The sequence below is a fragment of the Streptomyces sp. NPDC101118 genome, assembly GCF_044759445.1.
In the GTDB taxonomy this organism is placed as follows: domain Bacteria; phylum Actinomycetota; class Actinomycetes; order Streptomycetales; family Streptomycetaceae; genus Streptomyces.
In genome coordinates this window covers 22,945-47,299 of the sequence record NZ_JBIVZG010000028.1, presented here as the reverse complement: position 1 = coordinate 47,299, position 24,355 = coordinate 22,945, and the positions used below count along the sequence as shown (strand labels likewise).

The 24,355-nt window shown below is 73.7% G+C and carries 22 protein-coding genes; 9 read left to right on the top strand and 13 right to left on the bottom strand.

Features of this window, described 5'->3' with window-relative positions; genetic code table 11:
• Window positions 1-4 precede the first annotated feature (4 nt).
• Both ACIQUQ_RS32040 and ACIQUQ_RS32035 read right to left on the bottom strand, forming a co-directional pair.
• Window positions 5-1,621 carry a GAF domain-containing protein gene (locus ACIQUQ_RS32040; RefSeq protein WP_403983061.1) on the bottom strand — a complete coding sequence of 539 codons (1,617 nt, stop codon included), beginning with the start codon at window positions 1,619-1,621 and terminating at the stop codon, window positions 5-7.
• A complete protein-coding gene (locus ACIQUQ_RS32035) occupies window positions 1,618-2,655 on the bottom strand; it encodes a rod shape-determining protein (RefSeq protein ID WP_399951493.1) in 1,038 nt (345 codons plus the stop codon). The genes ACIQUQ_RS32040 and ACIQUQ_RS32035 overlap by 4 nt, the downstream gene beginning before the upstream one ends.
• A 193-nt stretch (window positions 2,656-2,848) precedes the next feature.
• Here ACIQUQ_RS32035 and ACIQUQ_RS32030 point away from each other — a divergent pair, with 193 nt between their 5' ends.
• On the top strand, window positions 2,849-3,535 hold the full coding sequence (locus ACIQUQ_RS32030; RefSeq protein WP_403983058.1) for an esterase/lipase family protein: 687 nt from the start codon (window positions 2,849-2,851) through the stop codon (window positions 3,533-3,535).
• A 98-nt stretch (window positions 3,536-3,633) separates the two neighbouring features.
• Here ACIQUQ_RS32030 and ACIQUQ_RS32025 read toward each other — a convergent pair whose 3' ends face one another.
• Entirely contained in the window at window positions 3,634-4,209 is a 576-nt protein-coding gene (locus tag ACIQUQ_RS32025) for a hypothetical protein (RefSeq protein WP_403983055.1), read from the bottom strand.
• Between the two features lie 104 nt (window positions 4,210-4,313).
• On the opposite strand from ACIQUQ_RS32025, the gene ACIQUQ_RS32020 reads away from it, so the two are divergent.
• The gene (locus ACIQUQ_RS32020; protein ID WP_403983052.1) at window positions 4,314-5,228 is read left to right on the top strand and encodes a hypothetical protein; all 915 of its coding nucleotides are present in this window, start codon (window positions 4,314-4,316) and stop codon (window positions 5,226-5,228) included.
• 1,249 nt (window positions 5,229-6,477) lie between these two features.
• Here the strand turns inward: ACIQUQ_RS32020 and ACIQUQ_RS32015 are convergent.
• Window positions 6,478-6,897 (bottom strand): MarR family winged helix-turn-helix transcriptional regulator, encoded by a 420-nt coding sequence (locus tag ACIQUQ_RS32015; RefSeq protein ID WP_403983049.1) that lies wholly within the window; start codon window positions 6,895-6,897, stop codon window positions 6,478-6,480.
• Window positions 6,898-6,988: 91 nt separating this feature from the next.
• On the opposite strand from ACIQUQ_RS32015, the gene ACIQUQ_RS32010 reads away from it, so the two are divergent.
• The 3 genes from ACIQUQ_RS32010 to ACIQUQ_RS32000 all read left to right on the top strand — a co-directional run bounded on the left by ACIQUQ_RS32010 (window position 6,989) and on the right by ACIQUQ_RS32000 (window position 9,542).
• Window positions 6,989-8,020 carry an NADP-dependent oxidoreductase gene (locus tag ACIQUQ_RS32010; RefSeq protein ID WP_403983046.1) on the top strand — a complete coding sequence of 344 codons (1,032 nt, stop codon included), beginning with the start codon at window positions 6,989-6,991 and terminating at the stop codon, window positions 8,018-8,020.
• A gap of 65 nt (window positions 8,021-8,085) precedes the next feature.
• Window positions 8,086-8,508 carry an organic hydroperoxide resistance protein gene (locus ACIQUQ_RS32005; RefSeq protein ID WP_403672809.1) on the top strand — a complete coding sequence of 141 codons (423 nt, stop codon included), beginning with the start codon at window positions 8,086-8,088 and terminating at the stop codon, window positions 8,506-8,508.
• Between the two features lie 131 nt (window positions 8,509-8,639).
• A complete protein-coding gene (locus tag ACIQUQ_RS32000; RefSeq protein ID WP_403983044.1) occupies window positions 8,640-9,542 on the top strand; it encodes an EI24 domain-containing protein in 903 nt (300 codons plus the stop codon).
• A gap of 1 nt (window position 9,543) precedes the next feature.
• On the opposite strand, the gene ACIQUQ_RS31995 is transcribed toward ACIQUQ_RS32000, so the two are convergent.
• Window positions 9,544-10,446, bottom strand: a complete 903-nt coding sequence (locus ACIQUQ_RS31995; RefSeq protein ID WP_403983041.1) for a LysR family transcriptional regulator — start codon at window positions 10,444-10,446, stop codon at window positions 9,544-9,546.
• A 58-nt stretch (window positions 10,447-10,504) separates the two neighbouring features.
• On the opposite strand from ACIQUQ_RS31995, the gene ACIQUQ_RS31990 reads away from it, so the two are divergent.
• Window positions 10,505-11,293, top strand: a complete 789-nt coding sequence (locus ACIQUQ_RS31990; RefSeq protein ID WP_403983038.1) for an NAD(P)-dependent oxidoreductase — start codon at window positions 10,505-10,507, stop codon at window positions 11,291-11,293.
• 102 nt (window positions 11,294-11,395) lie between these two features.
• Here the strand turns inward: ACIQUQ_RS31990 and ACIQUQ_RS31985 are convergent, their stop codons facing one another.
• Complete coding sequence (locus ACIQUQ_RS31985; protein WP_403983035.1) at window positions 11,396-11,974, bottom strand: TetR/AcrR family transcriptional regulator; 579 nt, start codon at window positions 11,972-11,974, stop codon at window positions 11,396-11,398.
• 141 nt (window positions 11,975-12,115) lie between these two features.
• Between ACIQUQ_RS31985 and ACIQUQ_RS31980 the strand changes: the two genes are divergently transcribed.
• Entirely contained in the window at window positions 12,116-14,563 is a 2,448-nt protein-coding gene (locus tag ACIQUQ_RS31980; protein ID WP_403983032.1) for a beta-glucosidase, read from the top strand.
• Between the two features lie 77 nt (window positions 14,564-14,640).
• Here the strand turns inward: ACIQUQ_RS31980 and ACIQUQ_RS31975 are convergent, their stop codons facing one another.
• The gene (locus ACIQUQ_RS31975; protein WP_403983029.1) at window positions 14,641-15,564 is read right to left on the bottom strand and encodes an SGNH/GDSL hydrolase family protein; all 924 of its coding nucleotides are present in this window, start codon (window positions 15,562-15,564) and stop codon (window positions 14,641-14,643) included.
• 317 nt (window positions 15,565-15,881) lie between these two features.
• Between ACIQUQ_RS31975 and ACIQUQ_RS31970 the strand changes: the two genes are divergently transcribed.
• Window positions 15,882-16,376: a DUF3145 domain-containing protein gene (locus tag ACIQUQ_RS31970; RefSeq protein WP_403983026.1), complete on the top strand. Its 495-nt coding sequence runs from the start codon at window positions 15,882-15,884 to the stop codon at window positions 16,374-16,376.
• Window positions 16,377-16,463: 87 nt separating this feature from the next.
• On the opposite strand, the gene fabF is transcribed toward ACIQUQ_RS31970, so the two are convergent.
• The 5 genes from fabF to ACIQUQ_RS31945 form a co-directional block, all read right to left on the bottom strand.
• Window positions 16,464-17,726, bottom strand: a complete 1,263-nt coding sequence (fabF, locus tag ACIQUQ_RS31965) for a beta-ketoacyl-ACP synthase II (protein WP_403983024.1) — start codon at window positions 17,724-17,726, stop codon at window positions 16,464-16,466.
• A 76-nt stretch (window positions 17,727-17,802) separates the two neighbouring features.
• A complete protein-coding gene (locus ACIQUQ_RS31960; RefSeq protein ID WP_399951541.1) occupies window positions 17,803-18,051 on the bottom strand; it encodes an acyl carrier protein in 249 nt (82 codons plus the stop codon).
• A 65-nt stretch (window positions 18,052-18,116) separates the two neighbouring features.
• On the bottom strand, window positions 18,117-19,112 hold the full coding sequence (locus ACIQUQ_RS31955) for a ketoacyl-ACP synthase III (RefSeq protein WP_403672782.1): 996 nt from the start codon (window positions 19,110-19,112) through the stop codon (window positions 18,117-18,119).
• Between the two features lie 19 nt (window positions 19,113-19,131).
• Window positions 19,132-20,049: an ACP S-malonyltransferase gene (locus ACIQUQ_RS31950; RefSeq protein ID WP_399951547.1), complete on the bottom strand. Its 918-nt coding sequence runs from the start codon at window positions 20,047-20,049 to the stop codon at window positions 19,132-19,134.
• Between the two features lie 89 nt (window positions 20,050-20,138).
• On the bottom strand, window positions 20,139-21,338 hold the full coding sequence (locus ACIQUQ_RS31945; protein ID WP_403983020.1) for a PucR family transcriptional regulator: 1,200 nt from the start codon (window positions 21,336-21,338) through the stop codon (window positions 20,139-20,141).
• 59 nt (window positions 21,339-21,397) lie between these two features.
• On the opposite strand from ACIQUQ_RS31945, the gene ACIQUQ_RS31940 reads away from it, so the two are divergent.
• Complete coding sequence (locus ACIQUQ_RS31940; protein WP_403983017.1) at window positions 21,398-22,051, top strand: pirin family protein; 654 nt, start codon at window positions 21,398-21,400, stop codon at window positions 22,049-22,051.
• 36 nt (window positions 22,052-22,087) lie between these two features.
• On the opposite strand, the gene ACIQUQ_RS31935 is transcribed toward ACIQUQ_RS31940, so the two are convergent.
• Window positions 22,088-24,346, bottom strand: coding sequence for an N-acetylmuramoyl-L-alanine amidase (locus ACIQUQ_RS31935; RefSeq protein WP_403983014.1), 2,259 nt, complete (start codon window positions 24,344-24,346; stop codon window positions 22,088-22,090).
• Window positions 24,347-24,355: the final 9 nt, after the last annotated feature.

The window sequence follows — 24,355 nt, the reverse complement described above, 5'->3', positions numbered from 1 at the left end:
TCGGCTACAGCGACGACTCCCACGTGACGGTCGTGCCCCGGGTGCCCTCCGGGGTGCGGCCGTCGTCCGCCACCGTCAGGCGCACGCCCTCCGGCCGGGCGTCGACCTCGACGTCGACCGCGCCGACCTCGGGTCGCCGGTGCGCGGCGGCCAGCGCCCCGCGCAGCGCCCCGATCAGCTCCGCCGCCACCTCGTCCGGCAGCAGCGCGTCCACCGCCCCGGCGAACTTCACCGACGGCTGGAAGCCGAGCAGCACCCCGGCGCCGCTGGTCTCCCGCAGCACCCGGCCGCGGACGGTGGTCGGCGCGTCGCCCGGCGGCTGCTGGAGCGCGAAGATCGCCGTACGCACCTCCTGGATGGTGGAGTCGAGCTCGTCCACGGCGAGGCTCAGCTGGTCGCCCACCGTGGGGGTGTCCTCCACCCCTGCCGCGGCGGACCGCCGCCGGGTGGCGTCCAGCATCATCTCCGTGGCGAACAGCCGCTGGACCACGAGGTCGTGCAGGTCCCTGGCGATCCGGTCGCGGTCCTCGTACACGGCGAGCTGCTCGCGGTCGTGCTGTGCGTCGGCCAGGACGAGCGCCAGCGCGGCCTGCGAGGCGAACTGGCTGGCCAGCAGCCGGTCCACCGCGTCGTACGGCTCGCCGCCCCGGTGCCGGGGCAGGGCGAGGGTGCCGATCAGCTGGCCGCCGCTCTGCAGCGGCAGCATCATGCTGGGCCCGAAGCGCTTGCGGACGTGGGTGGTCATCCGCGGGTCGGTGGCCGAGTCGTCGATGAAGACCGGCTCGCCGCCGAGGAGCTGCTCCAGCACCGGGCTGCCGGGCGCGATGGTCGTGCCGATCAGGTCGCCGGGGTCGTCGTGCGTCGAGGCGGCGACGATCTCCATGCCGCCCTCGGGGGTGGGCTGGAGCACCACCCCGGCCGCCGCGTCCGCGAGCAGCCGGGCCCGGTCGGCCACGCACATCAGGGCGTCGGCCGCGGGCCGCCCGGCCAGCAGGGTGGTGGTCACCGCGGCGGCGCCCTCGATCCAGCGCTCCCGGCGGCGCGCGGTCTCGTACAGCCGGGCGTTGCCGATGGCGATGCCGGCCTGCGAGGCCAGTACGCGCACCAGGGCGAGGTCGTCCTCGGTGAAGGGACCGCCGCCGCGCTTCTCGGCGAGGTAGAGGTTGCCGAAGATCTCGGTGTGGACGCGGATCGGCACCCCGAGGAAGGTCCGCATCGGCGGGTGCCCGGGCGGCAGGCCGGCGGACCTGGGGTCGGTGGTCAGGTCGTCGAGCAGCAGCGGCCGCGGGTCGTTGATGAGCGCGCCGAGCAGGCCCGTCCGGCCGTCGGGACGCTTCGGGATGCGGGCGGCCTGTTCCTCGGTGAGGCCCGAGGTGAAGAGGTCCGTCAGCTTGCTGCCGTGAGTGCGGTCCGGGTCGACGACGCCGAGCGCGCCGTACCGCGCACCGCACACCTCGGTGGCGGAGTCCACGATGTGCTGGAGCGTGGAGCGCAGCTCCAGGTCGGTGCCCACGCTGAGCACGGCCTCCAGCAGCACCGGCAGCCGGGGCGCCTCGGGGGAGACGTCCCGGCTGCCGCTGGGGTCGTGGGCGGGGGTGGGGTCGGGCTCGTGGGGCGTCATTCGGCCAGGGGGTTGAGAACCATCGGGGCGATCTTCCCTTCCAGCATCGCGCCGAGGCCCATCACGGCGCACACGTCGGGCCGTTCCGCGATGGCGACGGGCATGCCGGTGGCGTCCCGCAGCATCTGGTCGAGGCCGGGCAGCAGGGCGCTGCCTCCCACCATCATGATCCCCCGGTCCGTCAGGTCGGCGACGAGGTCGGGCGGGCAGTCCCGGAGGACCTTGCCGATGCCGTCGAGCACGGCGGTCAGGGGGGTGTGGATGGCGTTGCGCACCGCCGCGGTGTCGACCCGCACGGAACGGGCGAGGCCGGTGGCCACGTCCCGGCCGTGGATCTCCGTGACGGCCGGCCCGTGCGGGGTGATGCCGTTGCCGTGCAGGGCCAGCTGGAGGGGGCGTACGGCCTGGCTGGGCAGCATCAGCTCGTGCTGGTGGCGCAGGTGCTGGACGATGGCGTGGTCGACGGCGTCGCCGCCCACGCCCACGCGTTCGGCGGTGACGATCGAGCCGAGCGAGAGGACCGCGATCTGGGTCGCCGCGGCGCCGCACACCATGATCATCGTCGCGGTCGGCTGCTCGACGGGGAGTCCGCAGCCGACGGCCGCGGCGATCAGGGTGTCGACCAGCTCCACGCGCCGGGCGCCGAGTCCGACCAGGGTCTCCACGGCCGCCCGCTGGGCCAGCGGGTCGGCGTCGTGCGGGGTGCAGGCGGCGGCACGCAGCCGCGGCTTGCGGCGCAGGGCGCGGCGCAGCTTCTCGCCGAGCAGGTGGCGCAGCATCCGCTGGGCCATCTCGATGTCGACGACGGTGCCGCCGGAGACGGGGCGGGCCACCCGGATGTAGTCGGGGGTGCGGCCGGTCATCCGTTCGGCGAAGGTGCCGACGGCGATCAGGGCGCCCGTCCGGGTGTTCACCGCGGCCACGCTGGGCTCGTCGACGACCAGTCCCTGGCCCTTCACGTAGACGCGGGTCCTGGCGGCACCCAGGTCGACGGCGACGTGGCAGCGGCGCAACTGCTCAAGACTGACGGTCACGGCGGATCCTCCCGAGAGCGCTGACGCAAGGCGACCGGCCGAGCGCCGATCACAATTCACACCTTCTCGGGCATTTCGGACATTTGCCACGTTGGGCTGAGCCGCACGGGGGTGCTGCACAAGGGTGGTCTTCTGCCGTGTCAGGCCCCAACATGCCCTCACTACTCGCGCGTAACAAGGTATGGAGGCCCGCATGCTGACGGCCCGCCAGAGACTGGCAGCCCTCCTCGTCCTGCTCGCCGCACTCCTCGCCCCGCTCCCGGCCCACGCCGCTGACCAGGCCGTACCGAGGAACCCGGTCGTGTTCGTGCACGGCTACAACGCCGACCCCGGCGTGTGGGGATCGCTCCGCGGCAAGCTCAGGGCGGCGGGCTACCCGGACGCCGAGCTGTTCTCCTGGGGCTACGACACCCACCAGTCCGTCAACGAGGTGCTCTCCGGGCGCCTTTCCTCGTACGTCGACCAGGTCAGGGCGCAGACCGGCGCCGACCGCGTCGACCTGGTCGCGCACTCGTTCGGTTCGCTCGTCACCCGCTGGTACGTGAAGTTCGGCGGCGGGACCGCCACCGTCGGCCGCTGGGCCTCCCTCGCCGGCCCCAACCACGGCACCTCCACGGCGTGGGCCTGCGCCCTGTGGGACCAGGCCTGCCGCGACATGACCCCTGGCTCCTGGGTGGTCAGCCGGCTGGCCGAGGGCGACGAGACGCCGGGCTCCGTCGCGTACGCCACCTTCTGGTCCAACTGCGACGAGGTCATCAACCCCGACGGCAGCGTGGCCCTTTCGGGCGCCGTCAACACCGCGGTCGGCTGCCTCAAGCACAACGACCTGCTCGGCGACGACGGCGTGGCGCAGGGGGTACGGGCCTTCCTGGGCTCCTGAACCGCGCGTCCTCCTGAGCCGCGCTCGGGCCAGGGCGCCGGCGGCCCCCTCAGGCCGCCGCCGGATGCGCCGGCCTCCGGCACCCGCATCCGGGGCCGTCAGGCACCGCCGTCCCGGGAGAGGCGCTGCAGCAGCCCGTACGTGAACTCGGCCACGCAGCGCCCCTCTGCCCCCGCCGCGTCCTTCCCGTGGAACTCCAGCCGCCAGCGCGTGGGGGCGGTGCCCTCCATCGGCCGTACGGGGGCGAAGGCGCGCGCCACCTCGTCGACCACGCAGGACCAGGGGGCCAGGTCGTCCAGGGTCTCCAGCACCGGACCCGGCTCGCCCGGCGCCCTGACCAGCCACTCGTTCCACACCGCGCCGTCCGGCCCGGCCAGCACCTCGAAGCGGAGCGTGGGCCACAGCGGCACCGGCCACAGCAGTGCCTCGCACTCCAGGTCCCCGATGCGGCGCCGGCCGACGGACTCGGCGGGGCCGAGCACGGAGCGGTAGCGGGCCAGGGCACCGCGGGAGCGGGGCGAGCGGACCATGGCCTGCCAGCGCTTGTTGGCCTCGCGCTGGTCGGCGAGCGTGGCGCCGAGCGAGCGGCGGGCGTCCTCGGCGAGGTCCGGCTGGAAGTCGGCCATCCGGCGCAGCAGGACGAGCTGGAAGGCGGCCGGGCCGAAGGCGTTCATGAGGTACAGGCTGCCATTCCGCCTGGCGGCGGCCGAATTCCACACAGGATCCTTACAGTCCCGGGACTCCGATGTTGCCGGGCGCCACGTAGCCTGCGGGCGCCATGGACTACTGCAACGCGTGTCGGCGGCACCTCAACGGCGCACTCGCGTGTGCCGGATGCGGCACGCCGGCCGAGTACCTGACCACCCGCCCCGCCGCGCCCTCGGGTGCGGCCCCCGAGCCGTACGCGGCGCCGGGGTCGTACGCGGGGCCCGGGCCGTACGAGGAGCCCGGCGGGTATGCCGAGGCGGGCCCGTACGCCCAGTACCCGGCCCCCGGCTCGTACCCCGCGCCACAGGCGTACGCCGCCCCGGAAGCCGTCGCGTACGGCCTCCCGGCGGAGGGCCCCGAGCCCCGTGACCCGGCCGACTCCGGCGACCTCGGGGTCATCGGCGCGCCCGAGGCCGGGGAGCCCGGGGGCGCCAGGCGGCGGCGGTCGGCGCACCGGCGCCGGCGGCGCACCGCCCTCACGGCCGGTTCGGCCCTGGTCTTCGCGGTGGCCGGCTCGCTGGCAGTGGCGAACCTGGTGGCCGACGACCCGGCGAAGGACCGCGCGTCCACGGTGGTCCAGCAGCAGGACCTGGGCATGGAGCAGCCGGAGGCGGAGGAGACCGGGGGCGCGGCCGACCCCTCGCCGCTCGCGAGCGAGGGCGGGGCGGCGACGGTGGAGGGCACGAGCCCGGCCGCCACCGCCGCAGGTACCCCTCCGGTGCCCCGGGAGACGACCGGGGCCCCCACCACGACCGCTCCCACACCGGAGGCGTCGCCGTCCAGGAACGGCTCGGCCAGGACGAACAAGCCGAAGAAGGACTCGGGCAAGCCGCGCGCCACGGACGACGGCAAGCCGGGCGACACGGCGTCCCCGGACGCCGACGACAACGGCAACGGCAAGGACGACGAAGGCACCACCCCGACCCCCTCGCCCACCCCGACGCAGTCGGACGAGTGCGAGTGGTTCCTCTGGTGGTGCGTCTAGCCGTCCGGCGGTCTCCGGGCCCCACCCCGCACCGCCGCCGGCCCGGATGCGGCCCCCGCCCGCGCGCGGGTGCCGGTCCCGCCATCGTGCCGGTGGTACCCGCGCCCGCCCCTGCCGGTGGCCGGTGCCCAGGGCGGCGTGAGCCCGCTCGCGCCGGGGCTCTCGTGCCGGTGACGTGCCCGCTTCCGCGCCGCCCGGGACCTCACCACCGTGCCGGGTGCCGCTCCCGACCCACGCCGATGGCGCCCGCGGCCGCCCGCTGCTGACGGCGGAGGCGGCGTGTTTGGGCCCCGGGCCACCCACGGCCCTCCTCACCGTGCCGGGTCCGGTCCGGCTCTGCGCTGTGGCGGCCGGTGGCGCCCGCGGCCGCCCGCTGCTGGTGGCGGAGGCGGCGTGATTGCGCCCCGCGCCACCCACCGCCTCACCACCGCGCCGGTGCCGGTGCCGGTGCCGATCCCGACCCGCGCCGGTGGCGCCCGCGGCCGCCCGCTGCTGGTGGCGGAGGCGGTGTGTTTGGGCCCCGGGTCACCCACGGCCCCCGTCACCGTGCCGGGTCCGGTCCGGCTCTGCGCCGTGGCCATTCAAGCCCGGCCCCCAGGTGACGGAGTTCTCGGCGGGGCCTGCTCAGGCCCCGCGCCGGGGCACTCGTGCCGGGGGCCTGGATGGCTTCCGCGGCGCCGTGGCCTCACCACCGTGCCGGTCCCGTCCCGTCCCGCCCCGCGCCGATGCCATCCGCGCCCGGTGCCGGCCGTGGCGGAGCTCCCGGCGCAGCGTGCGCCTGCTCCCGTGCCGGGTCTGCACGCTTCCGTGCCGCCCACCCACCACCCGGCCGGGGCCGGTCCTGGCCCGCGCCCGGGGCACTTTCCGCCGACTGCCGACCGCCGACCGCCGGGTGCGGCGTTGTTCGGGGCCATGGGCCGGCCTGCCCGTGTAGGCGCGCGCCGAGCTCGCAGCAAGGGGCCGCACCCGCACCCCGGCAGGGGGCCCGTCACTGCGCGGGCCACCGCAGGTGCCCGGGCGGGCTGCCGTCGGCACGGTCCGGCTGGGCAGAGCGCCGGACGGCGCGACCGCCGCGGACGCGGGGCGGGACGAGCCCGCGTTACGTGCGTGCGGGACCGCCTCCCGTGCGCAGCGCCTGACGTCGGGTTCCGGCGCGCCCGGCGCCTGGGCATCGGTGGCCGGGCGTGGTCGCCCTCCCGGCGGGGCCCGCCCGGGCCGGGAGGGGGCGGCGGCACCGTACGGGACCCGGTCAGCCGAGCATGCGTTTCAGCAGGTCCCGCAGGGTCGTGCGCTCCGCCTCCGAGAGGGCGGCCAGCGGCTCGCGGGCGAAGTCCAGGGTGTCGCGCAGCTGGGCGGCGGTGTCGCCGCCCGCCTCCGTGGCGACGGCGAGCTTCACGCGGCGGTCCGCCGGGTCCGGGCGGCGCTCGACGAGCCCCCGGCCCTCCAGGCGGTCGATGATGCCGGTGACGTTCGACGGCTCGCACTTCAGCGTCTGCGCGATGTGCCGCATCGGCATGGGTTCCTGGGCGAGCAGGCCGAGGACTTTGGCCTGCGCGCCGGTGAGCTGGTGACGCGCGGCCGCGTGCTCGTACTCCTCGTGGTACCGGGACACCACGGCGGCGATGAGCTCGACGACCTCACAGGTCAGGGGGTCTCTCTGGCTGGGCATGGATCCAGGGTACCCATTTACTTGACAACATGAAATATCCCGGCGCATGGTTGTTTCAGTCCGGAAATCATTCAGGGAGTGAAGTAAAGCCATGACCGAGACCCCCGTCATCCCCTCCGTCAGCCGCGAATGGCACCTGGTGCGCCGCCCCCAGGGCTGGCCCGTCGCCGAGGACTTCGCCCTGCGCGAGGTGCCCGTGGTCGTCCCCACGGAGCCCGGCCGGATCCTGGTCCGCAACCTCCACATGTCCGTGGACCCCTACATGCGCGGCCGGATGAACGACGTGAAGTCCTACATCCCGCCCTTCCAGCTGGACCGCCCGATGGACGGCGGCGCGGTCGGCGAGGTCGTCGCCTCCACCGACGAGGGCTTCCAGGTCGGCGACCACGTCCTGCACGGCCTCGGCTGGCGCGAGTACGCCGAGGGCGACGCCAAGCTCGCCACCAAGGTCGACGGCACCCTCGCCCCGCTCTCCGCATACCTCGGCGTCCTCGGCATGCCGGGCCTGACCGCCTACGCGGGCCTGTTCGAGACGGCCTCCTTCAAGGAGGGTGACGAGGTCTTCGTCTCCGGCGCGGCCGGCGCGGTCGGCAGCCTGGTGGGCCAGTTCGCGAAGATCAAGGGCGCCTCGCGCGTCATCGGCTCCGCCGGCTCCGACGACAAGGTGAAGCTGCTCACCGAGAAGTACGGCTTCGACGCCGCCTTCAACTACAAGAACGGCCCGGTCGCCGGCCAGCTGAAGGACGCCGCCCCCGAGGGCATCGACGTCTACTTCGACAACGTCGGCGGCGACCACCTCGAAGCCGCCATCGGCTCCCTGAAGGTCCACGGCCGTGCCACCCTGTGCGGCGCGATCGCCCAGTACAACGCCACCGAGCCCACCCCCGGCCCGGCCAACCTGGCCCTGGTCATCGGCAAGCGGCTGCGCCTCCAGGGCGTGATGGTCGGCGACCACTACGGCCTCCAGCAGCAGTTCGTCTCCGACGTGGCCGGCTGGCTCCGCTCGGGCGAGCTGACCTACGACGAGACGGTGGTCGAGGGCATCGAGAACTCGGTCGACGCCTTCCTCGGAATGCTGCGCGGCGAGAACACCGGAAAGATGATCGTTTCTTTCACCCGCTAGGCTCACTCCAGACCACCGCGATCGTGGGCGCGAGTCGTGGTGCTGACCAGGAGGATTTTCCTTACATGTCCATCCAGCAGTCCGACGTGCTCTACACCGCTGTCGCCACCGCGGAGAACGGCCGTGACGGTCGCGTCGCCACCGACGACGGCCAGCTCGACGTCGTCGTGAACCCGCCCAAGGCCATGGGCGGCAGCGGCGCCGGCACCAACCCGGAGCAGCTGTTCGCCGCCGGCTACAGCGCCTGCTTCCAGGGCGCCCTCGGTGTCGTCGCCCGCAACGAGAACGCCGACATCTCCGGCTCGACGGTCACCGCCGAGGTCGGCATCGGCAAGAACGACGACGGCTTCGGCCTGATCGTCAAGATCTCCGCCACGATCCCGAACGTGGACGAGGCCAAGGCCAAGGAGCTCATCGAGAAGGCCCACCAGGTCTGCCCGTACTCCAAGGCCACCCGCGGCAACATCACGGTCGAGCTCGCCGTCTGAGCCACCGGCCGCTGAGCCGCTGAGCCTCCGAGTCGTCTGAGGCATCCGCGGCGCACCGCCTCCGCCGAGGGCCGCACCCCCGTCGACATCCCGTCGACCGGGGTGCGGCCCTCGGTCGTTAGGCTGGTCCCATGCGAGATCTTGCGGGGGGCTTCCGCTATCTGGTGTCGGGACAGCGGTGGGTCGTCGGCCACGGCCGGTGGCTGGGCTTCGGGCTGCTGCCCGGGCTGGTCTCGCTCCTGCTCTACGCGGGGGCGCTGATCGCCCTCGGCTACGGCGCCGACGACCTGACGGCCTGGGCCACGCCCTTCGCCGACGACTGGTCCTCGCCCTGGATCGGGCTGTTCCGGGGCTTCCTGACCTTCCTGGTCTTCTCCCTGGGGCTGTTCCTCGCCGTGATCACCTTCACGGCGGTGACCCTGCTGATCGGCCAGCCCTTCTACGAGTCGCTGTCCGAGCAGGTCGACCGCTCCGAGGGCGGCGAGGTGCCGGAGTCCGGCCTGCCGCTCTGGAAGGAGCTGCTGATCTCGGCCCGGGACAGCCTGCGGATCCTGGCGCGCGTGGTGCTCTACGGGATCCTGCTCTTCGCCCTCGGGTTCGTGCCGGTCATCGGGCAGACCGTGATCCCGGCCCTCGGCTTCTGCGTCTCCGGCTTCTTCCTCACCCAGGAACTGACCTCGGTCGCCCTCCAGCGGCGCGGGGTCGGCCTCACCGACCAGCTGGCGCTGCTGCGCGGGCGGCGGATGCTCGCCCTCGGCTTCGGCGTGCCGCTGGTGCTGTCCTTCCTGGTCCCGCTGGTCGCGGTGTTCCTGATGCCGGGCGCGGTGGCGGGCGCCACCCTGATGGTCCGCGACCTCACGGGCGCGGCGGGCGACGCGGACGACGCGGACGACCAGGCCGACGGCCCTGACGAGGTCGCCGCGGCGGCCCCCGGCACGACTCCCGCCGGCCCCGCACCCGGCTTCGGCCCGCCGCCGGTCATGGGCGGACCGGACACCGGCAAGGGCCGCAACCCGTACTCCACCCCGGCCTGAGTCACTCCAGGCCCAGCCCCTCCGCCACCCCCGTCAGCACCCCGAGGAACGCCGTCACGGCGGGGGAGCGGGTCAGGCCGCGCGGGGTGGCCGCGTACACCTCCCGGTGCGGCAGGTCCCGCGGCGAGACCCGGACCAGTGCCACGTCGGCCCGCACCGCCCCGGCGGCCAGCGCGGGCAGCACCGTGATGCCGAGCCCGGCCGCGACGAAGCCCTGCTTGGCCGTCCAGTCGTTCACCCGGAACGCCACCCGGGGCTCGAAGCCCGCCCGCAGCGCGGGGAACATCAGCGTCCGCTCGGGCCGCACGTCGCCCTCGATCCACTCCTCCCCGGCCAGCTCCGCCAGCCGCAGGGAGCGCCGACCGGCCAACCGGTGCCCGCGGGGCAGCGCCACGTACATCGGCTCGTCCAGCAGCGGCTGCAGCTCGGGGCCCGGCAGCGGGTGCCCGGCCGGGGTGCTCACCACGGCCAGGTCCAGCTCGCCGGCCTCCAGCAGGGCCACGTGCCTGGCCGTCGGGCCCTCGGTGTGCACCACCGCGACCTCCGGGTGCCGCTCGCGGAACTCCGCCATGGCCCGCGGTACGAGCGTCACGTCGGCGGCGGCGAACGCCCCGAGCCGCAGCATCCCGCCGCCCAGCGAACGCACCGCGTCCAGCTCGGCCCGCGCCGCCCGCAGCCGGTCGTGCATGCCCTGCGCGTGCGGCAGCAGCACCCGCCCGGCCTCGGTCAGCCGCACGCCGCGCGGCAGCCGGTCGAAGAGCGCGGTGCCCCACTCGTCCTCCAGCGCCTGGATCTGACGGGAGACCGCGGACTGGGTGTACCCGAGGGCGCGGGCGGCGGCGGTGAAGGAGCCCTCCCGGGCCACCCGCAGGAAGACCTCGTACAAGCTATGCGGATCAGGCATGGGTGCCATGCTAGACATTCGCTTGTCGCATTAATGCGGGCGGCCTAGCGTCGGGGGCATGGAGAAGATCGCATTCATCGGACTGGGCGGCATGGGTGCACCGATGGCCCGTCACCTGATGTCCTGCGGACACCCGTTGACCGTGTGGAACCGAACCGCCGGCAAGGCGGCGCCACTGGCCGCCGAGGGTGCCGTGGTGGCCGCGACCGTGGCGGAGGCGGTCCGCGGGGCCGACGTCGTCATCACGATGCTGGCCGACCCGGCGGCGGTCCTGGCCGTCGCGGAGGACCTGGTGCCCGCGCTGCGGCCGGGCGCGCACTGGATCGACACCTCGACCATCGGCCCGGAGCCCGTAGGGGAGTTGGCGGCACGGCTGCCGGCCGGGGCCACCCTCACCGACGCGCCCGTGATGGGCAGCGTGGACCGCGCCGCCACGGGCGACCTCTGGGTGCTCGCCGGCGGGCCGCTGCCCGGCCCCGTGGAGCGGGTGCTCGACCGGCTGGGCGCGGTGACGCGCTGCGGCGGGCCCGGCGCGGGGGCGGCGCTGAAGCTGGTGCTGATCAACGCCGTGATCGGCGGAGTGGCCGTCGTGGCCGAGGCCCTGAGGCTGGGCCGGGCGCTGGGGCTGCCGGAGGAGCTGGTGCGTACGGAGCTCGCCAAGGGGCCGCTCGCCGGGGCCGTGGGCCGGGCCTTCGCCGAGGGCGCGCACTTCCCGGTGTCACTCGCGGCCAAGGACGTGGGCCTGGCGACCGCGCTGGCGGAACTGCCGGTGCTGGAGGCCGTACGCGCGGGCCTCGCCGCCCGCCCGGATCTCGCCGGGCGGGACCTGGCACTTATCCGCTTCTGAGGCGGCGCCTGGCACGCTCTCCGACGGCACCCCGGGACACCTCGCCGGGGCGGCCGGCCCGTGCGGGGGGCGGGCCGGCCGCCCCGGCGGGGTACGGGTGTCTCAGGCGGCCTCCGGGCCCGTCCCCAGCAGCGTCACGAACGACCGGAAGGCCGCCGGCATGTCCACGGACGCGGGGTCCAGCAGCCACTGGAACTGGAGACCGTCCATCACCGCCGTCAGCAGCGGGGCGGCCTGCTCCGGCGTGAGCCCCGACGGCAGCCGCGGCCCGAACTCGGCACGCAGCATCGCCGCCATGTCCTCGCGCACCTGGACGTACCGGCGGGTGAAGAACTCCCGCGCCGGGTGCTCGTCCGTGACGCTCTCGCCCAGCAGCGCCGAGAAGGTCTGCACGATCCCCGGGCGCATCGCGTTGTAGTCCACCAGCGAGGCCAGCAGGTCCAGCCGCCAGGCGTCGGCCGACCGCGGCCCGCCCCCGGTGTCCCAGCGGTCCCGCTCCTCCAGCACCGCGACGAGCAGCGCCTCCTTGGTCGGGAAGTAGTGCAGCACGCCCTGCTGCGTCAGGCCGACCCGCTCGGCCACCGCGCCCAGCGACGCGCCCCGGTAGCCGCGCTCGGCGATCACCTCGACGGCGGCGCGCAGGATCTCCCCGCGCCGCTCCTCGCTCCTGGCCCTGGCCATCGCCGGCACCCCTTCCTTCGGTCCCTCACGAGGACCGTACGGCATGCGATAGTCACGAAACAATAACGTCACCTACCGGTCTACAGGGAACGGCTGCACGATGGGGGCACCCCACCAGCACTGCAACGAGGAGGTGCGGCCGTGGCGGAGACGCCCGACACCCAGGCCGACCGGACCCGCGACGAGGCCGTCGAAGCGGCACTCGGCAAGCTCGATCTCGACACGAAGGCCCGGCTCCTGTCGGGCCAGGACATGTGGACCCTGCCCGCCCTCCCCGAGATCGGGCTGGCGTCCCTGGTGATGTCCGACGGCCCCATCGGGGTCCGCGGCGTGCGCTGGACCGCGGACGACCCGTCCATCGCCCTGCCGTCCCCGACGGCCCTGGCCGCCGCCTGGGACCCCGAGCTGGCCCGCCGCGCCGGCCGGCTGCTCGCCCAGGAGGCCCGCCGCAAGGGCGTCCACGTGCTCCTCGCGCCCACCGTGAACCTGCACCGCTCGCCGCTGGGCGGCCGCCACTTCGAGTGCTACTCCGAGGACCCGTACCTCACCGGCCTGATCGGCACCGGCTACGTGAAGGGCGTGCAGGAGGGCGGCGTCGGCACCACCGTCAAGCACTTCGTGGGCAACGACGCCGAGACCGACCGCTTCACCGTCGACAACCGCATCGCGCCCCGCCCCCTGCGCGAGCTCTACCTGGCCCCCTTCGAGGCCATCGTCGAGAACGCCCACCCCTGGGGCATCATGACCGCCTACAACCAGGTCAACGGCACGACGATGACCGAGCACCGCTACCTGGTGAACGAGGTGCTCCGCGGCGAGTGGGGCTTCGACGGCCTCAACGTCTCCGACTGGATGGCCGCCCGCTCCACCACCGGAGACATCGCCGGCGGCCTCGACGTGGCCATGCCCGGCCCGCAGACCGTCTACGGCGAGCCGCTGGCCGCCGCCGTCCGCGCCGGCGAGGCGGACGAGGCGGACGTCGACGCCGCCGTGCGCAACGTCCTCCGCCTCGCCGCCCGCGTCGGCCTCCTCGAAGGCGCGCCGCCCGTGGTCGCCGAGCCGCCCGCGGCCGTCGACGGCCAGGCCCTGGCCGCCGAGATCGCCCGCCGCTCCTTCGTCCTGGTACGGAACGAGAACGGCGCCCTCCCGCTCCCCGAGGGCCGCACCGTCGCCCTCGTCGGCGCCGCCGCCCGCGACGCCCGCGTCCTCGGCGGCGGCTCCGCCACCGTCTTCCCCGAACGCGTGGTCTCCCCGCTCGACGGACTGACCGCCGCCCTGCCCCAAGGCGCCCTGACCTTCAGCATCGGCGCCGACCCCAGCGACGAACTCGCCCCCGCCGACAAGGGCTTCACCCTCCGGGCCGTCTGCCGCGACGCCGAGGGCACGGTCCTGGGCGAGGGCACCCTGCCCAGCGGCCAGGTGCAGTGGATCGGCGACGACCTGCCCGCCGGCGTCTCGTACGACACCCTCGAAACCATCGAGGTCACCGGCACCTTCGTGCCCCGCGAGAGCGGGGGGCACGCCTTCGGCACCCGGGGGCTCGGCGCCTTCACGCTCACCGTCGGCGGAACCCCGCTCTGGACGGGCGTCCAGGAGATGGGCGACGAGGCGGACCCCTTCGAGGCCTTCTTCGGCGCCCCCAGCGAGCGCGGCCGCGTCACCCTCACCGAGGGCGAGCCCGTCGAGGTCTCCCTGCTGTACCAGGTGCCGGACATGACCGCGGCGCCCCTCAAGGCCGTCATGTTCTCCTTCCTCCACCTCGGCCCGCAGCGCGACGGCGACGAGCTGATCGCCGAGGCCGCGGAGGCCGCCCGCGCCGCCGACACCGCCGTCGTGGTCGTCGCCACCACCGAGCGCGTCGAGTCCGAGGGCTTCGACCGCAAGGACCTGCGCCTGCCGGGCCGGCAGGACGACCTGGTCCGGGCCGTGGCCGCCGCCAACCCCAGCACCGTGGTCGTCGTCAACGCCGGCTCCCCGGTCGAGCTGCCCTGGCGCGACGAGGTCGCGGCCGTGCTGCTCGGCTGGTTCCCCGGCCAGGAGGGCGGGGCCGCGCTGGCCGACGTACTCCTCGGCGTCGCGGAGCCCGGCGGGCGCCTGCCCACCACCTGGCCGGCCGCCCTCGGTGACGTACCCGTCACCGACGTCACCCCGGTCGACGGCCGCCTGGAGTACGGGGAAGGCCTGTTCATCGGCTACCGCGCGTGGGAGAAGGCCGGCGCCGTCCCCGCGTACTGGTTCGGCCACGGCCTCGGCTACACCGACTGGGCGTACGAGTCGCTCGAAGTGACGGGATCCACCGCCCGGGTCCGGATCCGCAACACCGGTACCAGGCCCGGCCGCGAGGTGGTCCAGCTGTACGCCGCCCCGCTCGCGGACAAGGTGGAGCGCCCGGCACGCTGGCTGGCCGCCTTCGCCGGCGTCGAGGCGGGCCCCGGCGAGACCGCCGAGGCCGTGATCGCGCTGCCCGCGCGCGCCTTCGAGATCTGGGACGAGGAGGCCGGGTCCTGGGCGCACGTGCCCGGCGTGTACGAGATCCAGGCCGGGCGCTCGGTCGGCGACCTCCGCCTGACCGCCACGATCGTCCACTGACCCGCACCCCCAGGACCGGAGCCGGGGCGGGCCCTGACACCCGCCCCGGTTCCACCCGCCCCGGTTCCATCAGCCCCCTACGCCAGCGGCGCCCGGGCCGCCGTCACCTGGCGGTGCGCCAGCTCAGCCAGCCGCGCCTGCCCGTCCTTGCCCGGGTGGAACCAGTCCCACCGGCTCAGCTGCCCGACCGTGAAGGGGTACTGGAAGACCGCGCCGCCGTCGTACCGGCACAGCGGGTCCTTCCCGCACACCTCGCGCAGCGCGTCGTTGTACGCGACCACCCGGGCCCGCACCGACTTGCGCCGCGTCACCGCGGGCGCGTCCACGGCGAGCGGGTCCGCCAGCATCGAGGGGCACACGCCCAGGTTCCAGATCTTCCGGCCCAGCGGGCTGCCCCGGCCCTGCTCCCACAGCCGCATCAGGTCCGGCACGCTCGACACGTACACCTGCGTCTTCGGCAGTCTGGCCCGCAGCGTCTTCAGCGCCCGCTCGAAGTCGGTGCGGAACTCGGCCACCGGCGTCATCGCGCCGGCCGTGGCCCGGCACGCGTCGTTGGAACCGGTCATCACCGTGACCAGCTCGGGGCGCTGCACCGCCGCCTCCTCCAGCTGCGCCGGCAGGTCGGCCATGCGGGCGCCCGTGCGGGCGAAGTTCCAGCTGCTGCCCGCGGCCTTCGCGTCCCCGAGCAGCCGGGTGGCCAGACTGCGCACCTCGGGATCGCTGCCGGTCGCCCACGAGGCCTCGGGACAGTCCGCCAGAACCGAACAGGCATCGAAACCACGGGTGATGGAGTCACCCACAGCGGCGATGGAGGAAGGATTCGCCTTCCACTCAGGGGTGGGCTTCGCCGAAGGCCGCGCGGCGGACACCCCGCCGCGTCCACCCTGACCCCCGCCGTCACCCGCGGAACAGCCCGAGACCGCTCCGACCAGCACAAGTGCGGCCGTCGCCGCTCCCGCGACGGTGGTCCCGACGCGGTGGCGCCCCGTCGTCCTCCACATGCCCGTGGTCCCCTCCCTCGTCGCCGGGCGGTGTTCCGTCGGCGTCCTGCTGAGTGAAAGCTCGGTGTTTCCGGCCCTTGGGACCGACCGTACGTCACACCTGGGACCCCGGCGCACGGTAGCTTTTCCCCGTGGCGATTCAGCCGCACAACCCCAGTGGCGCAATGTCAGATCGGTTCCGGTAAATTACAACACGTCACATACTGTCCGTTTTCAGGAGATTCACTCCCGATGTTGTTTACTATCGGTGACCTCGGGAGCGGCACCGGAACGAGGCCGCTGGGGAAGGCGAACCTCGTCCCACACTGGAGGTCCCGGTGACGACACGTGGAGTTCTGTACGTGCACTCCGCACCGCGCGCGCTCTGCCCGCACGTGGAATGGGCGGTTGCGGGCGTGCTCGGAGTGCGGGTGAGCCTCGACTGGATCAGACAGCCCGCGTCGCCGGGCACCTGGCGGGCCGAGTTCTCCTGGGAGGCCGAGGCGGGTACGGCGTCCAAGCTCGCCTCCGCCCTGCGCGGCTGGCACCTGCTGCGCTTCGAGGTGACGGCCGAGCCCTGCCCCACCGCCGAGGGCGAGCGCTACAGCTCCACCCCCGAACTGGGCATCTTCCACGCCGTCACCGGCCTGCACGGCGACATCCTGGTCCCCGAGGACCGGCTGCGCGCCGCCCTGGCCCGTGCCGCCGGCGGCGAGACGGACCTGGAGGCGGAGATCGCCAGGCTGCTGGGCAAGCCCTGGGACGACGAGCTGGAGCCCTTCCGCTACGCGGGCGAGGGCGCCCCCGTCCGCTGGCTCCACCAGGTGGTCTGAGGGCGCGCGGAGCGCCCGTGGTCATGACGAAGGGCCCCGCCCGGCAAGCGCCGGGCGGGGCCCTTCACGTCAGTGGGACTCCGCGGATCAGACCGTCCGGAAGGCGAGGACCACGTTGTGGCCGCCGAACCCGAAGGAGTTGTTGATCGCGGCGATCTGGCCCTCGGGCAGCTTCCGCGGCTCGCCGACGACCACGTCGGCGTCGATGTCCTCGTCCATGGCGTCGACGTTGATGGTCGGCGGCGCGAGGCGGTGGTGCAGCGCCAGCACGGTCGCGACGGTCTCGATGCCGCCGGCGCCGCCCAGCAGGTGGCCGGTCATCGACTTGGTCGCGGAGATCGCGACGTGGTCGAGGTCGTCGCCCAGCACCTTGCGCAGGGCCTTGATCTCGGCGATGTCGCCCTGCGGGGTGGACGTGGCGTGCGCGTTGAGGTGGACCACCTCGGACGGCTTCAGGCCGGTGTTGTCCAGCAGGTTCTGCACCGCCGCCGCGACGCCGCGGCCGGTGGGCTCGGGCTGCGCGATGTGGTGGGAGTCGGCCGACAGGCCCTGGCCGAGCACCTCGCAGTAGACGCGGGCGCCACGGCGGGCGGCGTGCTCGGCGGACTCCAGGACGACGACGCCCGCGCCCTCGCCGAGGACGAAGCCGTCGCGCTCCTTGTCGTAGGGACGCGAGGCGAGCGTGGGGTTCTCGTTGTTCTTGGACATCGCCATCATGTTGGCGAAGGCCGCGATGGGCAGCGGGTGGATCGCCGCCTCGGTGCCGCCGGCGACGACCACGTCGGCACGGCCGGTACGGATCATCTCGACGGCGTAGCCGATGGCCTCGGCGCCGGACGCGCAGGCGCTGACCGGGGTGTGCACGCCCGCCTGGGCGTTCACCTCCAGGCCGACGTTGGCCGACGGGCCGTTCGGCATGAGCATGGGGACGGTGTGCGGGGAGACCCGGCGCACACCCTTTTCCTTCAGTACGTCGTACTGGTCGAGCAGGGTCGTCACGCCGCCGATGCCGGAGGCGATGACGGTGCCGAGGCGGTCCGGGTCGATCGACGCGTCCTCGCCGGCGGGGCCGGTGTAACCGGCGTCCTGCCAGGCCTCCTTGGCCGCGATCAGCGCGAACTGCGCCGAGCGGTCCAGCTTGCGGGCCACCGGGCGGGGCAGCACGTCCATCGGGTCCACGGCGGCCTGGGCGGCGATGCGGACCGGCAGGTCGGCGAACCGCTCGCCCTCCAGGGGCTTGACCCCGGAACGGCCGGCGAGCAGGCCTTCCCAGGTCGACGCGCTGTCGCCACCCAGCGGAGTGGTGGCGCCGATACCGGTGACGACCACGGTGCGATTGGTCGGGCTCACAGGAATTCTTTCTCCACGTGTAAGAGGGTGCTGAATTGTCACGGCGCCACCGCCGGGTGGCGACAAGCGCGCTCGATCAGGCCTGGTGCTTCAGGATGTAGTCGGCAGCGTCGCCGACCGTCTTGAGGTTCTTGACGTCCTCGTCCGGGATCTTGACGTCGAAGCGCTCTTCGGCGGCGACGACGACCTCGACCATGGACAGGGAGTCGACGTCCAGGTCGTCGGTGAAGGACTTGTCGAGCTGAACGTCCTCGGTCGGGATGCCCGCGATCTCGTTGACGATGTCGGCGAGACCCTCGACGATCTCGTCCTGGGTGAAGGCCATCTGGCGCTCCTTCGATAGCTGTCGTAAAAGGTGGTGCTCGGCGGGTGACCGGAGGATCCGGACGCCTAGGGGAGAGTAACGACCGTCGCGGCGTAGACGAGACCCGCCCCGAAGCCGATGACGAGCGCGGTGTCCCCGCTCTTCGCCTGCCCGGTCGCCAGGAGCCGCTCCATCGCGAGCGGGATCGAGGCGGCCGAGGTGTTGCCGGTGGTTTCGACGTCACGGGCGACCGTGACGTGCTCCGGCAGCTTCAAAGTCTTCACCATCGAGTCGATGATCCGCATGTTTGCCTGGTGCGGGATGAAGACGTCCAGGTCGTCCGGGGTGATCCCGGCCGCGTCCAGCGCCTGCTGGGCGACCTTCGCCATCTCGAAGACGGCCCAGCGGAACACCGCCTGGCCCTCCTGCGTGATGGCCGGGAACTTGTCCCCGGTCTGGTACTTGTCCCACGGCACGGTCTGCTTGATGGTCTCCGACTTGTCGCCCTCGGAGCCCCAGACGGTCGGGCCGATGGCCGGCTCGTCCGAGGGACCGACGATCACGGCACCGGCACCGTCACCGAACAGGAAGGCCGTGGCACGGTCCTCCAGGTCGGTCAGGTCCGAGAGCCGCTCCACGCCGATGACCAGCACGTACTCGGCGGAACCCTCGACGACCAGACCCTTCGCCAGGGTCAGGCCGTAGCCGAAGCCGGCACAGCCCGCGGAGATGTCGAACGCGGCGGGCTTGCCCGCGCCGATGCGGTCGGCGATCTCCGTGGCGACCGCGGGGGTCTGCCTGAAGTGCGAGACCGTCGAGACGATCACGGCGCCGATCTGCTCCGCCGAGATGCCGGCGTCGGCCAGGGCCTTGCCGGAGGCCTCGACGGACATCGAGGCGACGGTCTCGTCCTCGCCGGCCCAGTGACGGGTGGCGATGCCGGAGCGGGAACGGATCCACTCGTCGGACGAGTCGATCGTCTCCAGGATGACCTCGTTGGGCACCACGCGGGTCGGGCGGTAGCCGCCGACACCGAGGATGCGGGCGTACGGGGAGCCCTTGGCAGGCTTGATCTTCGACATGCTGTGGGGGCTCCTTCTCTCAGGCCGCGTGCTCGGCGATGAGCGCGGCGGCCTTTTCGAGGTCGTCCGGGGTCTTGAGGGCCACCGAGGGAACACCCTTGAGCGCGCGCTTGGCAAGGCCCGTCAGGGTCCCGCCCGGGCACAGCTCGACGATCCCGGTGACCTTCAGCTCCGCGAAGGTCTCCATGCACAGGTCCCAGCGCACCGGGTTGGCCACCTGGCCCACCAGGCGGGCGACGACCTCGGCGCCCGAAGCCACGACCTGGCCGTCCTTGTTCGAGACGTAGCTCAGCGACGGGTCCGCCGGGGAGAGGGCCTTGGCGGCCACCTCCAGGGTGGCCACGGCCGGAGCCATGTGGTGCGTGTGGAAGGCCCCCGCGACCTTGAGGGGGACGACCTTCATGGCGCCCTCGGGCTTGTCCTCGCCCAGGGCGGCCAGCTGCTCCATCGTGCCGGCGGCCACGATCTGGCCCGCGCCGTTGATGTTGGCCGGGGTGAGCCCCAGCTTCTCCAGGTGGGCGACCACGGTGTCCCGGTCGCCGCCGAGCACGGCGGACATGCCGGTCGGGGTGACCGCGGCGGCCTCGGCCATCGCCAGGCCGCGGGTACGGACGAGCTTGAGCGCGTCCGTCTCGGACAACACGCCCGCGTAGCCGGCGGCGGTGATCTCACCGACGCTGTGGCCGGCGACGGCGCCGAAGGCGGAGCCCGCGTCCAGGGCGGCGGCGGACAGCAGACCCGCGGCGACGAGCAGCGGCTGGGCCACCGCCGTGTCACGGATCGCGTCGGCGTCGGCCTGGGTGCCGTAGTGGGCGAGGTCGAGACCGATGGCGTCGGACCAGGCGGCGAGCTTGTCGGCGGCGCCGGGAAGGTCGAGCCAGGGGGTCAGGAAGCCGGGCGTCTGAGCGCCTTGGCCGGGAGCGACGAGTACGAGCACCCTCACACTCTCTCTTGTCGATGGTCCCCGCCGCCCGTGGGGACAGGGACGAAGAACCGATGGGGTAATTGTTGATGTCCTACAAAAGTCTAGGACCCAGTATCACCGTCGGCCAGACGCCCCAGAATCAGCGCGATCCTCAGGGTGAACGCTGAACGTACATCGGACGGGGACCATCCGGTGACGTCCGTCACACGTCGCAGCCGGTAGCGCACGGTGTTCGGGTGCACGAACAACATCCGTGCAGCCCCCTCCAGACTGCTCGCCTGCTCCAGATAGACGCTCAAGGTTTCCAGGAGCGCCGATCCGGCCTCCTCCAGCGGTCTGTAGATCTCCTCCACCAGCTGTTCGCGGGCCGAGGGGTCTCCCGCGATGGCGCGCTCCGGCAGGAGATCGTCCGCCAGCACCGGGCGCGGCGCGTCCTGCCAGGCCGAACAGGCCTTCAGGCCCGCGGCCGCGGCCTGCGCGGACCTCGTCGCGGTGAGCAGGTCGGGTACGACGGGCCCCGCCACGACCGGGCCCGCGGCGAACGGGCCGATCAGCGCCTTGGCCACGCCCAGCGGGTTGTCGCTGCCGCCCGCGATGACCACCAGCCGGTCGCCCAGCACCCCGGTGAGCACCTGGACCTTCGCGTGCCGGGAGGCGCGCCGGATGGCCTCCACCGTGAGTTCGCTGTCGCCGTCGGGGGCCGTGCCCAGCACCACGCAGACGTGCTCCGGCGAGTTCCAGCCGAGCGCGGCGGCCCGGGAGAGCGCGCCCTCGTCGGCCTCGCCGGACAGCACCGCGTTGACGACCAGGGACTCCAGCCGGGCGTCCCAGGCGCCGCGGGCCTCGGCGGCCTGCGCGTACACCTGGGCCGTGGCGAAGGCGATCTCCCGGGCGTACACCAGCAGCGCCTCGCGCAGGATCGACTCGTCGCCGGGTGCGGCGACCTCCTCGATCGCGGCCTCCATGACCTCGATCGTGGTGCGCACCATCTCGACGGTCTGGCGGAGCGTGATCGCCCGGGTCAGCTCGCGCGGAGCCGTGCCGAAGACGTCGGTCGAGATGGCCTGGGGGGTCTCGGGGTGCCGGAACCATTCGGTGAAGGCCGCGATGCCGGCCTGGGCGACCAGACCGATCCACGACCGGTTCTCCGGGGGCATCGCCCGGTACCACGGCAGCATCTCGTCCATGCGGGCGATCGCGTTCGCGGCCAGGCGGCCCGACGACTTCTCGAGCCGTCGCAGCGTCGCGGCGTGCGGGTGGGCGGGATGCGCGGGGGAATGCTCACGATCGGGTTCTGGCACGGGACAAGACTGCCTTATCCGGACGCCCGGGCGGAGCCCCGGGGTCTACGGTGGCTCCCATGACGGATGTGCGGCGCGGTGCTGACCGGTATGCGGGCGGGGACGGGGAGGCCGGCATCACGACCCGGCACGCCTTCTCCTTCGGGAGCTTCTACGACCCCGAGAACATCAGGTTCGGGCCGGTCCTGGCGTGCAACGAGGAGCTGCTGGCGCCCGGCGCGGGCTTCGAGGAGCACCCCCACAGCCACACGGAGATCGTCACCTGGGTCGTGGAGGGCGAGCTGACCCACCGCGACACGGCGGGCCACGCGACCGTGGTGCGGCCCGGGGACGTGCAGCGCCTCGGCTCCGCCGCGGGTGTCCGGCACGTCGAGCGGAACGACGGCGACGTTCCGCTGCGCTTCGTGCAGATGTGGCTCGCGCCTCTGGAGGCCGGGGGCGATCCCTCGTACGAGGTGGTCCGGGACATCGCCGACGGCACCCCGTACGCCCTGCCGGCCGCCGGCGCGGTGCTGCACGTGCGCCGGCCGGCCGCCGGCGAGCGGACGGCCGTACCGGACGCGGCCCGCGTGTACGTGCACGTGGTGCGCGGCGAGCACGGCCTTGACGGCGAGCTGCTCGGCCCCGGGGACTCGGCGCGGATCACCGGCGCGGAGGGCCTGGAGATCGTGGCGGAGTCCCCGGGGGAGCTGCTGATGTGGGAGCTGCCGTGACGGCGGCTCCGGCAGCGGCCCGAAGGGCCGGCCCGGCTACTTCAGGTGGACGACGCCGTCCGTCGTGACCGTCGGGCGGCCGGCGGTGCCGGCGTTGACGACCTTCAGGGTGTGGGTGCCGGCGGTGGTCCAGGACTTGGTGAAGATCGCGTCCCGGTACTTCACCGTGTCCGACTTCAGGTCCACCGTGGCGACCTTGGTCCCGTCGAGGTAGACGTACGCCTGTCCGGAACCGCTCGCCCGGGACACCACCCACGCCACCGAGCGGCCGGTGAAGGTCCAGCTGAGGGAGGCGTTCGCGGACGAGGTCGAGAGCGAGCCGCCGCCGAGGTAGCTGCTGCTCGAACGGGCCGCCCAGGTGCCCGACCTGACGGCCGCCGTCTCCTGGACGACGGCCGGCGCGGCGGTGCCCGAGGCGGTGGCGGTGTTGCCTGCCTGGTCGTACGCGGTCATCGTGAAGGCCGTGGTGACGCCGGGCGCGGCGGTCTTCGCGGAGCTCAGCGTGGTCGGCAGGTAGGTGACCTGGACCGGGGCGGTGAGCTTGACGTTCTTCAGCGCCGCGGTGTCGGCCGCCCGCCAGGAGAGCGTGACCGGGACGGCCGTGGGCTCCACGGTGCCGGCGCGCAGGGCGAGCGAGGGCTGGACCGGGAAGGTGGGCGGGGTGGTCTCCGCGACCACGGTGACGGCCGCCGAGTCCGAGGTGCGCCCGGACTGGTGGGTGGCGCGGACCCGGACCTGGTGGCTGCCGGGGGCCAGGGTCGCCGACGCCGAGCCGGCGGTGCCGCCGGTGCTCGCCACGGGCGTGCCGTCCACGAGCAGTTCGTACTTCGCGATCAGGGCGGCGGGGGTGGTGGCGGTCCAGCGGACCGTGACCGCGCCCTTCGTGTAGTAGGTGCTGCCCGACTTCCCCGCGCCCGACACGGAGCTGACGGCCAGTCCGGCGACCGGGCCGGCGGCCCAGGTGCGCAGGGCGGGCAGCTGTCCGTACAGCGTGGTGCCGGGGCACTCGGTGGCGAAGCCGTCGCGGTGGCCGGAGATCCGCTGGAAGGTGACGTCCGTACCGGCCGTGTACTTGCCGTTGTTGATGACGGCCTTGACGGTGGTGCTGCCGGCCGGGTCGTACTTGTACTGGCCGAGCTTCCAGGCGGCGACGCGGGCGACCGCGGTCTTGGCGGCGGCCGGTGCGTCGACGTCGGTGTAGCTGCCGATCACGGCGATGCCGGTGGTGTCGGTGTTGAACCCGTACGTCTGGGCGCCGACGACGGGGAGGTCGACGCCGCCCTTGCGGCCCTCGAAGACCGTGCCGCACTTGTCGACGATGAAGTTGTAGCCGAGGTCCTTCCAGCCGTTCGTCTTCACGTGCAGCGTGTGCAGGCCGCGCATGATCGCGGCCGAGTCGGCGCAGCTGTAGTCGTTGTTCTGCGCGGTGTGGTGGACGAACGCGACCTTGACCTCGGTGCCGTACGTGGGCGCCTCGTCGTTCATCGTCTCGTCGGCGCCCCACTCGGCGCGGGTGACGATCGGCGGCCGGGGCACGGTGGAGACCGGCGCCGCCGGGGGCGGGGTGGTGGAGACGCTCGGCGACGGCGTCGCCGGGGCGGGCTCCGAGGTGGTGGCCGACGGCTCGGGGGAGGTGGTGCTCGCGGAGGGCGCGGGTCCGTCGGCGGTGGGGGTGCCGGCGGGCGTGGGCTCCGGCGCGGTGGCGCTCTCGGACGGCTCGGGAGCCGGCGCGGTGGGGGTGGCCGTCTCCTCCTCCGTGCTGCCGACGGCGTACGCGGCCGGCTCGGCCCGCACGGCGCGGGAGCTGCCCGGGTCGACCAGGTCCACCCGCAGGCCCTTGGGCAGGGCGGCGGAGCCGTGGCCCTCGACCCGGACCTCGACGCCGTCGGAGGGGCCGGTCCAGGCGGGTTCGGAGACCCCGCGCAGGCCGGGGCGGGCGGCGCCGTCGGACGCGGCCTCGCCCTCGGAGCCGAGGGTCAGCCAGCGGCCCCACTCGCCGGTCTTCCGGGAGTGGGCGCGGACCTTGATCACGCCGTCGACCGTGCGGGAGGGGTCGGCCCAGGAGACGGCCAGCATGCTGAACGGGCCGGTGTCCTCGTCCTTGTACGCGGCCTCGGCGCCGGACACCTCCAGGGCCGGGGTGCGCACGGTGGAGACGACCGGTCCGGAGGATCTGCCGCCGTTCTCCGACTCGGGGTCGAGGCCGTCCGTGCCGACCACACCCTGGAGGGTGAGGACGCCGGCGATTCCTGCGGTGACGGCGACGGCCGTCAGCCAGATTCTGCGCGTGCGCACCGGTTCTCT

Excerpts from the sequence above, each read along its gene's own strand:
- ACIQUQ_RS32040 (WP_403983061.1), bottom strand. The coding sequence starts at position 1,621 with ATGACGCCCCACGAGCCCGACCCCACCCCCGCCCACGACCCCAGCGGC.
- ACIQUQ_RS32030 (WP_403983058.1), top strand. The coding sequence starts at position 2,849 with ATGCTGACGGCCCGCCAGAGACTGGCAGCCCTCCTCGTCCTGCTCGCC.
- ACIQUQ_RS32025 (WP_403983055.1), bottom strand. The coding sequence starts at position 4,209 with ATGAACGCCTTCGGCCCGGCCGCCTTCCAGCTCGTCCTGCTGCGCCGG.
- ACIQUQ_RS32020 (WP_403983052.1), top strand. The coding sequence starts at position 4,314 with ATGGACTACTGCAACGCGTGTCGGCGGCACCTCAACGGCGCACTCGCG.
- ACIQUQ_RS32015 (WP_403983049.1), bottom strand. The coding sequence starts at position 6,897 with ATGCCCAGCCAGAGAGACCCCCTGACCTGTGAGGTCGTCGAGCTCATC.
- ACIQUQ_RS32010 (WP_403983046.1), top strand. The coding sequence starts at position 6,989 with ATGACCGAGACCCCCGTCATCCCCTCCGTCAGCCGCGAATGGCACCTG.
- ACIQUQ_RS32005 (WP_403672809.1), top strand. The coding sequence starts at position 8,086 with ATGTCCATCCAGCAGTCCGACGTGCTCTACACCGCTGTCGCCACCGCG.
- ACIQUQ_RS32000 (WP_403983044.1), top strand. The coding sequence starts at position 8,640 with ATGCGAGATCTTGCGGGGGGCTTCCGCTATCTGGTGTCGGGACAGCGG.
- ACIQUQ_RS31995 (WP_403983041.1), bottom strand. The coding sequence starts at position 10,446 with ATGCCTGATCCGCATAGCTTGTACGAGGTCTTCCTGCGGGTGGCCCGG.
- ACIQUQ_RS31990 (WP_403983038.1), top strand. The coding sequence starts at position 10,505 with ATGGAGAAGATCGCATTCATCGGACTGGGCGGCATGGGTGCACCGATG.
- ACIQUQ_RS31985 (WP_403983035.1), bottom strand. The coding sequence starts at position 11,974 with ATGGCCAGGGCCAGGAGCGAGGAGCGGCGCGGGGAGATCCTGCGCGCC.
- ACIQUQ_RS31975 (WP_403983029.1), bottom strand. The coding sequence starts at position 15,564 with ATGTGGAGGACGACGGGGCGCCACCGCGTCGGGACCACCGTCGCGGGA.
- ACIQUQ_RS31960 (WP_399951541.1), bottom strand. The coding sequence starts at position 18,051 with ATGGCCTTCACCCAGGACGAGATCGTCGAGGGTCTCGCCGACATCGTC.
- ACIQUQ_RS31955 (WP_403672782.1), bottom strand. The coding sequence starts at position 19,112 with ATGTCGAAGATCAAGCCTGCCAAGGGCTCCCCGTACGCCCGCATCCTC.
- ACIQUQ_RS31940 (WP_403983017.1), top strand. The coding sequence starts at position 21,398 with ATGACGGATGTGCGGCGCGGTGCTGACCGGTATGCGGGCGGGGACGGG.